This window comes from Caulobacter sp. AP07, assembly GCF_000281955.1.
Classification (GTDB): domain Bacteria; phylum Pseudomonadota; class Alphaproteobacteria; order Caulobacterales; family Caulobacteraceae; genus Caulobacter.
In genome coordinates this window covers 1-10047 of record NZ_AKKF01000152.1, presented here as the reverse complement: position 1 = coordinate 10047, position 10047 = coordinate 1, and the positions used below count along the sequence as shown (strand labels likewise).

Genomic DNA, 10047 nt, shown 5'->3' with positions numbered 1-10047 from the left:
CGGGGGTCGCCGCCGCCGCACTGACGCTGCTGCTGGTGCTGTCGGCGGTCGCGGTGGGCGCCGGCCTGTCGGCCACCGCGCGCCAGAACGCGCTGATCGACCGGGTGGCGGCGGCCCAGGCGCGCGACTTCGCCGCCGCCGAGGCCCAGTACGGCAAGCCGGGCGGCGAAGCCGGCTACGCCGCCTACTACACTTTCCACCTGACGAAAGATCGTCCCTCCAGCCTGGCCTTCGCCGCCATGGGACAGCGGGACATCCAGCCCCATGTCCTCCGCGTGCGGCTGCTGGGCCTCCAGGCGCAGCTCTACGAGACGGAGACGGTGAATCCGGAACTGGCGCTGCCTGGCCCGTTCGACTTCGCCTTCGTGCTGATCTACCTCGCGCCGCTGGCGGTCATCGTCCTGATGCACGACCTGGTCTCGGGCGAGCGGGAGGCCGGCCGCCTGCGCCTGCTGAGCGCCTTGCCGACGCCGCCGGGTCAACTGTGGTTGCGGCGAGCCGGCCTGAGGCTGGGGCTGGTGCTGCTGGCCCTGCTGGGGCCCTTCCTGGTCGGGGCGCTCGTGGCCAGGGCGCCCCCCTGGGGCGTGGCGACCCTGAGCCTGGTCGCCGTTCTCTACGTCGCCTTCTGGGCGGGCCTTGGCCTGGTGGTCGGCGCCTGGGGCCGTCGATCCGCCTTCAACGCCGCGACACTGGTCGGATGCTGGATCGTCCTGGTGCTGTTGGTCCCGGCCCTGGCCAACGCCGCGCTGTCGCGCGCCATTCCGGTCGGTCGCGGCGTCGACCTGACCCTGGCCCAGCGCGAGGCGGTCCACCACGCCTGGGACGTTCCCCGCCAGGCGGTGATGGGGCCCTTCGTCGCCAAGCATCCGGAGTGGAAGGACAAGGCGCGGGTCGGCGGCCGCTTCCACTGGAAATGGTACTACGCCATGCACGAGATGGGTGACGACAGCGTGGCCGGTCAGGTCGCCGCCTATCGCGCGAGCCTGGCGGCCCGGCAGGCCTGGACCGAACGCCTGGGCTGGCTGTCGCCGGCCGCCGCCGCCCAGAGCCTGGTCCACCGCGTCGCCGATAGCGACCTGCAGGCCCATCTGGCCTACCAGGACAGCGTCACGGCGTTCCACCGTCGCCTGCAGGACTTCTACTACCCCTACCTCTTCAACGAGCAGCCGTTCGTGCGGAAGGATTTCGCCGCGGCGCCCGTCTACGCGCCGCGCGGTTCTTCGTCATCGACGCCGGTCGTACCCCTGCTGGCCCTTCTGGTCCTGTCTCTGGGCGCCTGGGCCGGGGGCGTGGTCGCGGCGCGGCGCACCCTCAGCTGATCCGACAGGTCGTCTCGTGAAAACGGCGTCGGCTGGAAGAAGCCGACGCCGTGACCAAGGCGCAGTACGGGGAAGAGGCGCGCCCTAGAAGTTGTAGCGAAGACCCACGAAATAGGTCCGCCCGCTGTGAGTGTAGACGTTCAGCCGGTTGCTATCGCCGACATACTGGTCGTTGAACTCGTCGGTCAGGTTGACGCCCTCGACGCTCAGCTTGAGGTTCGGGCGGATGTTGAAGCTGGCCTGCATGTCGATGTTGAGCGTCGAATTGGTCCCGTGAACGGAGTTGAAATCGTTGCCGGGCACCTGGGCCAGGTAGCCGGCGCGATAGGCGGCCGAGCCGCGGATGCTCCAGCGATCGGTCTCGTAATAGAGCGTGGCGTTGGCGGCGTTCTTCGACAGGCCAACCAGCGGGGCGGTGACGGTGGGCGCGCCGGCGGTTGTCGAGGTCAGATACTCCACCTTCGAGCTGACATAGGTGTAGTTCAGGATGTAGCCGAAGTGACGCCAGGCCCCGGGCAGGAAGGTCAGCGGCTGCTGCCAGTTGATCTCGAAGCCCTTCAGATTGCCGCCGTTGGCGTTGACCGGCTGGGTGACGTCGAAGATGTCGGTCGACGCGGCGCCGGTGCCGGCGATCAGCGCGTCCGGCAGGCCCAGGGTGTTGTACGGCACCTGGGTGCGGAGCGTCGCCACGAAGGTGTCGATCTTCTTGTAGAAGAAGCCGCCCGCCAGCATCGCGCCCTGGGTCGGGTACCATTCCAGCGACAGGTCCAGGTTCTTGGACTGGGTGGGGTTCAGGTCCGGATTGCCCGACGAGAAGGTGCGGTTCGCGCCCTGGACGCTGACGTCGCCGCCCGGCGACAGCGAGCCGATGCCGGGCCGGGAGATCGTCTTGGCGGCGCTGATCCGGGCGACGACGGTGTCGGTGAGGTCGGCGGCCAGGTTGAACGACGGCAGGCTCATATTGTAGTCGCGCCGCACGTTGACCAACTGCACCGCGCCGTTGACCACCGCGTAGCCGCCAGACTCCTGCTGGGTGTTGACCTGGCGCAGGCCGGCGTCGCCTCGGAAGGGCAGGCCGAAGGCGTCGAACTTGAACAACGCCTCGACATAGGCCCCGGCGTCCTTCTCCTCGACCGTGCCGTACTGGCCGCGCGCCGAGCTGTTGTTGGTGTTGGTCAGGGCGTAGATGCCCGTGTTGCTGTAGATGCCGTAGGCCTTGGCGTAGGCGTCGATGTCGGGGACCAGCCAGGCCGTGGCGTTGCCGGCCGGCAGGTCCAGGTTCTTGCCGAAGCCCGAATAGACCTTGGAGACGGCGGCCAGCTGGGCCGGGGTCAGGGTCTGGGAGACGGTCTCGCTGGTCCGGTACTGGCCGTAGCTGTCGTACTCGAACTTGCGGAAATCGATCCCGGCCTTGATCGTGAGGTTGTTGCTGAATTCGTACTCGCCATAGATCTTGGCGGTGGTGAACTGGTTCTCGACGAACTGCGGGCGCAGACGCACTTCGGAGGTGCCGTTGATGGCGCTCCAGTTGGCCGGATCGGTCGGGTCGAAGCCGAGCAGGATGGTCGGCAGGCGATCGCCCCGGAAGTCGTACGAATAACCCTGGCTGTTGGCCCGGTCGAAGGTGATGATCGTCGAGACCGGCTGGGTGAAGGTCGAGTCCGCATAGCCGGCCAGGCCGCCGACCTTGAACCTGTCACTGAACCGGTGCTCCGCCGACAGGGTGAACTGCTTGAACTCGGTGTTCAGTTCGTCATAGGCCGACTGGGTGCGCAGATCGACATTGTCGAGCTTGGCGTAGACGAGGTTGTGGTTGGCGTCGACGACGCCGTCGCGGATGATGGTCTGCGGCTTGCCCGTGTTGCCGCGCGACAGGCCGATCGCCTGCAGCTGGGCCTCCTTGCGGGTTCCGGCCAGGTACGAATAGAGCGCGTCCAGCGAGACAGTGGTGTTGTCGGTCGGCTTCCACTGCAGCGAGCCGCTGGCCCCGAGGCGCTTGGACCGGATGTCGTAGCTGACATAGGCCGGGATGCGCGGGTGGTAGATCGCGTTGGCGGCTTCGGCCGCGGTGGTGGGCGCATAGTTGATCTGGGCCAGGGTGTAGCCGGGCAGGGTGGAGGCGGCGTTGAAGCCGCCGTTGCTGCCGCCATAGGTCCAGCGCGTGATGTTGGCGCCTTCCTCGTGCAGGCGGCGATCCTCGTAGGCCACCGAGATCAGGGCGCCGATCGTGCCGTCGCGCCAGGTGCGGCTGGCCAGGGCCGAAAGGCGGGGCCCGGCCTTCTCGGCCAGGTCGTTGTAGCTGGCCTGGGCCGACAGCACGAGCTGGGGCTTGCCGGAGTCGAACGGGCGGGCGGTGCTCAGGTCGACCGTCGCGCCGAGCGAGCCTTCCTCGACGTCGGCCGAGGCGGTCTTGCGCACCGCGATGCTGTTGAACAGGTCCGAGGCGAAGATGTTGAAGTCGAAGCCGCGACCGCGATTGGTGCCGCCGCTGTTGGCCGTGCCGCCGGTGGTGCTGATCGCCTCCATGCCGTTGATGCGGACGCGGGTATATTCCGAGCCCAGGCCCCGGACCGAGATCTGCCGGCCTTCGCCGTTGATCCGCGAGATCGAGACGCCGGGGATGCGCTGCAGGGATTCGGCCAGGTTCAGGTCGGGGAACTGGGCGATGTCCTCGGCCTTGATGGCGTCGACGACGCCCGAGGCGCTGCGCTTGACATTGATGGCGCTGGCCAGGCTGGCGCGGAAGCCGGTGACGACCACGGCTTCCACTTCGTCGCTCGGCGCGGCTCCAGCGGGAGGCGCGGCGTCCTGGGCCCGGGCCGCGCCGAACGCGGCGAAGGCCACCGTCACGGCCAGGCTGGAGGCCCCGCCACGCAGAATGGTTCGCAGACCCGGTGAATGTCGAAACGCCATAATCCCTCCCTTGCCCACGGCTCGCGGGTCGTTTTCTTGTGGAGACCGGTCCGCGCCGATCTCTTGCGGTCTGAAAAGGATAGGGGTGGTAGCGGTCGCGCGGCCAATCCTAATCGGGCATCGACCGATGCCAGATCTGCACCGATGTACGACGAAAACGCCATTTGATACCGGTTTCCCAGGCGAAATCCCGGCGAGACACGCGTTTCGCGATTCCGGAAATCACGCGCGACCTGGGCTATTGATGTCTGCGGTGGATCAGTCGATAGGCGATTTGACTTAGACCGCCCGGCCCGAGGTCTTTAGCGTCAGGTGACGGACCCCTTCATCGGGGCGGCGCGGCGCGATCGGATCGGGCGGCGACAAGAAGAGCAAAAAGCAGGGAAGAGACGCGATGACCGCGCAGAACGCCAACGGCGACACCAAGAGGACCCGCGTCCGCTGGCTGATCATCCTGCTGCTGTTCATCATCACCACCATCAACTACGCCGACCGCGCCACCTTCTCGATCGCGGGCCAGTCGGCCTCCAAGGACCTGGGGCTGGATCCGGTGGCCATGGGCTACATCCTGTCGGCCTTCGCCTGGGCCTATGTGATCGGCCAGATTCCCGGCGGCGCGTTGCTCGACCGATTCGGCTCCAAGAAGATCTACACCGCCGCCCTGGTGATCTGGTCGTTCTTCACGGCGCTGCAGGGCTTCTCCGGGATCTTCACCGGCCTGACGGCGGCGGTCGCGCTGTTTTCGATGCGCTTCCTGGTCGGCCTGGCCGAGGCGCCGTCCTTTCCCGCCAACGCCCGCATCGTCGCCGCCTGGTTTCCGGGTTCGGAGCGCGCCACGGCGGCGGCGATCTTCAACTCGGCCCAGTATTTCGCCCTGGTCGCCTTCGCCCCGCTGATGGGCTGGCTGGTGCACCGCTTTGGCTGGCATTCGGTGTTCTTCGTGATGGGCGCGATCGGCCTCGTCGCGGCGGTGATCTTCGTCAAGTTCGTGCACGCGCCCACCGACCATCCGGCGATCAACAAGGCCGAGTTCGACTATATCGAGGCCGGCGGCGGACTGGTGCGGATGGAGGACAAGGTCGCCAGCAACGGCGCGGCCTTCACCTGGCATAACGTCCGCCAGATCCTGACCAGCCGCATGCTGCTGGGCGTCTATCTGGGCCAGTACTGCATCAACGTGCTGACCTATTTCTTCGTCACCTGGTTCCCGATCTACCTGGTCAAGGAGCGCGGCCTGTCGATCCTGCAGGCGGGGTTCACGGCCGCCGCGCCGGCCCTGTGCGGCTTCGCCGGCGGGCTGCTGGGCGGGATCATCTCGGACCGCCTGCTCAAGAAGACCGGCTCGCTGGACGTGGCTCGCAAGGGGCCGCTGCTGATCGGCATGCTGCTGGCCGCGACGATCATCGCCTGCAACTATGTCGAACAGGAATGGCTGGTCATCGTGATCATGGCCGTGGCCTTCTTCGGCAAGGGCGTGGCCTCGCTGGGCTGGGCGGTGGTGGCCGACACCTCGCCCAAGGAGATGGCCGGGGTGACGGGGGCGATCTTCAACACCTTCGGCAACATCGCCGGCATCGTGACCCCGATCGTCATCGGCTACATCGTCAAGGGCACCGGCTCGTTCGACGGGGCGCTGATCTTCGTGGGCGCCCACTGCCTGATCACCATCGCCGCCTATTTCCTGATCGTCGGCAAGATCCAGCGTCTCGTGCTGAAGCCCGCGGCGTGAGGGGAGGCGCCTCGATGACCAGTCGCCGTCGCTTCCTGCGCACCGCCTCGGCCCTGCTGCTGGCCACCGCGGCCTCGCCCGTCTTCCCCGCGAAGACCTGGGCCGCGTCGCCCGCCGCGCTGGAGATTCGAACGCCGATGGCGCCGCCCGAATGGGCGTTGTTGGAGCGCGAATTGCTGTCGGCCAACGCCGAGGCCTGCGAGGCCTTCTATGCCCGCTATTTCGACGCGCGCGGCTTCCTGCTGGCGGTCGAGCGCTGGGGAGCCAATGACGGCCCGGACGACGCCATCGAGAACGTCAACGACTGGCCGACGCTGCACGCCCTGGGGGCCAGCGACCGGCTGCTGGAACTGTCGAAACAGGCCTACGAGGGCAATGTCCGCCAGTACACCCTGGCCAAAACCGTCGATGTGCCGTTCGCGCGGGGCGGCATGTACTACAAGGAATTCCCGGTCATGACCGACTGGCAGCACCTCTCCGAGGGGCTGTCGGTGTTCAACCTGCTGGGCCTGTCCGATCCCGGCGACCCGCGCTACCGCGACCGGGTCAGGCGCTTCTCCGGCTTCTACATGAACGAGGACCCGGGCGCGCCGAACTACGATCCGCAACACAAGATCATCCGCAGCATGATCACCGGCAGCCGCGGGCCGATGCTGCGCAAGGCCACGGCGCTGGATTGGGCGGGCGACCCCTTCGAGGTCGGCGACTTCTTCATGGAGCACGGCGAGCGGACCTATGAGGAGACCCTGCGCCACTACGACGAATATACCGACGTCATCGGCGACGGGCCGCTGAACCTGCAGGTCACCAGCCTGGTGCTCAACGCCTACATGCTCGACCACGAGCTCAAGTACCGCGCGTGGCTGCTCGGCTATGTCGACGCCTGGGTCGAGCGCGCGCGGGCCAATGGCGGGGTGCTGCCCAGCAACATCGGCCTGGACGGCAAGATCGGCGGCGCGACCGACGGCAAGTGGTGGGGCGGGGTCTATGGCTGGGGCTTCAGCCCCAAGGTGCCGCAGACCGGCAAGCGCGAGGACCGCAACCGGGTGCCCCGCGCCATCGTCGGCTTCATGAACGCCTATCTGCTGACCGGCGACGACAAGTACCTCGACGTCTGGCGCAAGCAGGCCGACGTCATCAACGCCCAGAAGAAGACCGCCGGCGGCAAGGTCTCGACCCCGCGGATGTACGGCGAGAACGGCTGGTACGGTTATGCGCCCGGCGACTATCGGGTGAACGGGCTGGAGATCTGGTACCTGTCGATGCAGGCGTCCGACCGGGCGCGGGCCGCCGAACATCCGTGGCTGACCTATCTGGACGGCCAGGACCCCGGCTTCCCGGTCAAGGCCCTGCGCGCCGACCTCGAACGCGTCCGGGCCAGGGCCCAGGCCCAGCGGGACGACCGTTCCACGCCCGACACTCGGCTGGCGGACGCGGCGCTGGACATCAATCCGGCCAGCGTCCAGGCGCTGATCCACCTGATGCAGGGCGGCATCCACATCGCCCGCCCGCCATGGTCGCCGACCTCGCCGGCCCAGGGCGGGGCGCTGCTCTATGCGCGGCTACGCTATTTCGACCCCGAACGTCGCCGGGCCGGCGTGCCCGAGGATGTCGCGGCGCTGGTCGAGAGCCTGAGCGACGACGGCGCCGTCGTGACCCTGGTCAACGCCAACCAGGTCGAGGCCCGCACCGTCACCGTGCAGGGCGGCGGCTATGGCGAGCATCAGGTGCTGAGCGTGGCGACCGACGGCGGGGCGCCGGCGGCGGTGGGCGCCTCGGCGTTCACGGTGCGGTTGGCGGCCGGGGCGGGGGCGCGGTTGACGTTGAAGATGAAACGGCACGTGAACCCGCCGACCTTGGCGTTTCCGTGGGATCGCACACTTTGAGCCCTCTCCCATAGGGAGAGGGAGGGGCCCAAGCGAAGCTTGGGAGGGCGAGGGGGTAAGACGCTAACCGGCGTGCCGGCAGGGTGTTTGAGTACAGGCGGTGAGGGCGTGATCCCTCACCCTCCCACCTCCCACGCCTTCGGCGCGGGCCCCTCCCTCTCCCGCTGGGAGAGGGTTCTCTACGTCCCCTCCTTCAGGAACGGCGCGACCGAGAACAGCTCGCGCTCTTCCTTGCGGGGATCATCGACCATCGTCGAGCTCACATCGAACACCATCGTCGCCCGCTTCGGCGGCTCATACCTCCCCCAGGCCGGAATCGCCGCGCAGTTCGGATCGCCTGTCCGGGCGAAGGCCAGGAACGCCTCGCTCATCTGGTTGGCCACGGCGCGCGCCGCCGGCCCCGTGCCGGTCTTCGCGCCCGGCTTGTCGAGGTTGTCGAACACCAGGGCGATGTCGAAGCCATGGAAGGCCCGCAGCTTGCCGCCGTCGATCGGCGAGCCGAAGTCCAGCTGGTACATCCAGGCCGGCGCGCCGATCCGGGCCCGCTGCTCGGCCTGGATCAGGTGACCGGGCCAGGAGCGTCCCGCCGTGGTGGCGGCGAAGAACACCTCGGACGGCGTGTAGTCCGGATAGAGCTCCCGATAGCGGGCGATCACGTGGCGCGGCTCGACGTCCAGCACCAGTTCCGGCGCCAGGCGCTCGGGCAGGTCCTCCCAGGTGAGCGTGAAGTTCCTCGGATCGCCGCCGAGGAAGGCGCGGGTCTCGTCGTGGGTGTTGCCTATGATCATCGGGATGTGGGCGCTTTCGCGCGGCGCGTCGGGATAGAACGGATGGCGCGGCAGGACGCCGTGATCCATCACCGACCAGAAGATGATCGAGCCCTTGCGCTCCAGCGGGTCGGGCATTTTCAGGGCGGCGACCAGCTGTTCGGCCGGCATCGTGCGCAGCGCGTCGGTCTGGTTAGGGCGCAGGCCGAGCCTGGCCATGAACGCCTTGGCGCGGAGCGTGGCGTGGATCGGGCCCATGGCGGTGACGTGCTGGCCGCTCATGGTGGCGACCTTGTGCATCAGGCCGCGGGCCGAGGGCATGGCCATCAGGGTGACGATCTTGCCGCCGCCGCCCGACTGCCCGAAGGCCGTCACATTGCCGGGGTCGCCGCCGAACGCGGCGATGTTGTCGCGCACCCACTGGAGGGCCATGACCAGGTCCAGGTTGCCGACATTGCCGCTGTCAGCCAGGTCGGGCCCGCCCAAGCTGGCGAGATAGCCGTAACCGAAGACGTTGAGCCGGTGGTTGACCGTCACCACCACCACGTCGCCGCGCCTGGCCAGATTCACCCCGTCATAGAGCGGATCGGAGCCCGAGCCGTTGGCGTGGGCCCCGCCGTGCACATAGACCATCACCGGCCGCTTCCTGCCGTCCCCCGTCTTGTCGACCCCAGTCTTGCCGAGGGTGGCCGGGGTCCAGACATTGAGGAACAGGCAGTCCTCGCTGACCGCCTCCTGGATCTTGGTCTGCGGGCAGGCCGGGCCATAGGCCAAGGCGTCGGCGACGCCGGTCCAGGGTTGGGGCGGCAGGGCCGGCCTGAAGCGGCGGGGCGCGGTGTCGGCCCCGTAGCGGACGCCCTTGAAGACCTTGATCCCATCGACCTCGGCGCCGCGCACCTTACCGTAGAGGGTGGTGACGACAGGCGCCTTGGCGGCGGCCTTCGCGGCGCCCGCCAGGCCGGCCAGGCTCGCGGCGGCCGCCCCGGCCAATACGGCGCGGCGGTGGGTGGTCATCGATCGTTTCTCCCCAGGCGGGTTTCCTGGTCCCCGCCGTGGATCGGGAGACTACCCGTGGGCGGCAAGCGGCCGGTCCTTGATCTGGGCTTTGTCGATCAGCGCCTTCAGCTCGGTCATCTCGCCCTGGGTGAGGTCGGTGAGCGGGGCGCGGACGGGTCCGGCGTCGCGGCCGATGGCGGTCATGCCGGCCTTGACGATCGAGACGGCGTAGCCCTTGCCGCGGTTGCGCAGGGCGATGTAGGGCAGCACGAAGTCGCGCAGGCCGGCCATGACGGCGACGCGGTCCTGGGCCCGCACCGCCTGGTAGAAGTCCAGCGCCCAGTCGGGCATGAAGTTGAAGATCGCCGAGGAATAGGTGGTCACCCCCATCTCCAGATAGGGCAGGGCGAAGGTCTCGGCGGTCGGCAGGCCGCCGA

Annotated in this window: 6 protein-coding genes; 3 read left to right on the top strand and 3 right to left on the bottom strand. The window is 68.2% G+C overall.

The window, feature by feature from the left end; genetic code table 11:
- The coding region (locus tag PMI01_RS12740; protein WP_007669019.1) for a DUF3526 domain-containing protein at positions 1–1319 on the top strand (1319 nt) is incomplete at its 5' end.
- Positions 1320–1403: 84 nt separating this feature from the next.
- Here PMI01_RS12740 and PMI01_RS12735 read toward each other — a convergent pair.
- Positions 1404–4232, bottom strand: coding sequence for a TonB-dependent receptor (locus PMI01_RS12735; protein WP_007669016.1), 2829 nt, complete (start codon positions 4230–4232; stop codon positions 1404–1406).
- A gap of 394 nt (positions 4233–4626) precedes the next feature.
- Between PMI01_RS12735 and PMI01_RS12730 the strand changes: the two genes are divergently transcribed.
- Both PMI01_RS12730 and PMI01_RS12725 read left to right on the top strand, forming a co-directional pair.
- Positions 4627–5961: an MFS transporter gene (locus PMI01_RS12730; RefSeq protein ID WP_007669011.1), complete on the top strand. Its 1335-nt coding sequence runs from the start codon at positions 4627–4629 to the stop codon at positions 5959–5961.
- 14 nt (positions 5962–5975) lie between these two features.
- Positions 5976–7847, top strand: coding sequence for a hypothetical protein (locus tag PMI01_RS12725; protein WP_007669009.1), 1872 nt, complete (start codon positions 5976–5978; stop codon positions 7845–7847).
- 179 nt (positions 7848–8026) lie between these two features.
- Here the strand turns inward: PMI01_RS12725 and PMI01_RS12720 are convergent, their stop codons facing one another.
- Together PMI01_RS12720 and PMI01_RS12715 are read right to left on the bottom strand one after the other, a co-directional pair.
- Positions 8027–9628 carry a carboxylesterase/lipase family protein gene (locus PMI01_RS12720; RefSeq protein WP_007669007.1) on the bottom strand — a complete coding sequence of 534 codons (1602 nt, stop codon included), beginning with the start codon at positions 9626–9628 and terminating at the stop codon, positions 8027–8029.
- 51 nt (positions 9629–9679) lie between these two features.
- Positions 9680–10047, bottom strand: a 368-nt coding sequence (locus PMI01_RS12715) for a dihydrodipicolinate synthase family protein (RefSeq protein WP_007669005.1), incomplete at its 5' end; no start/stop codon positions are given.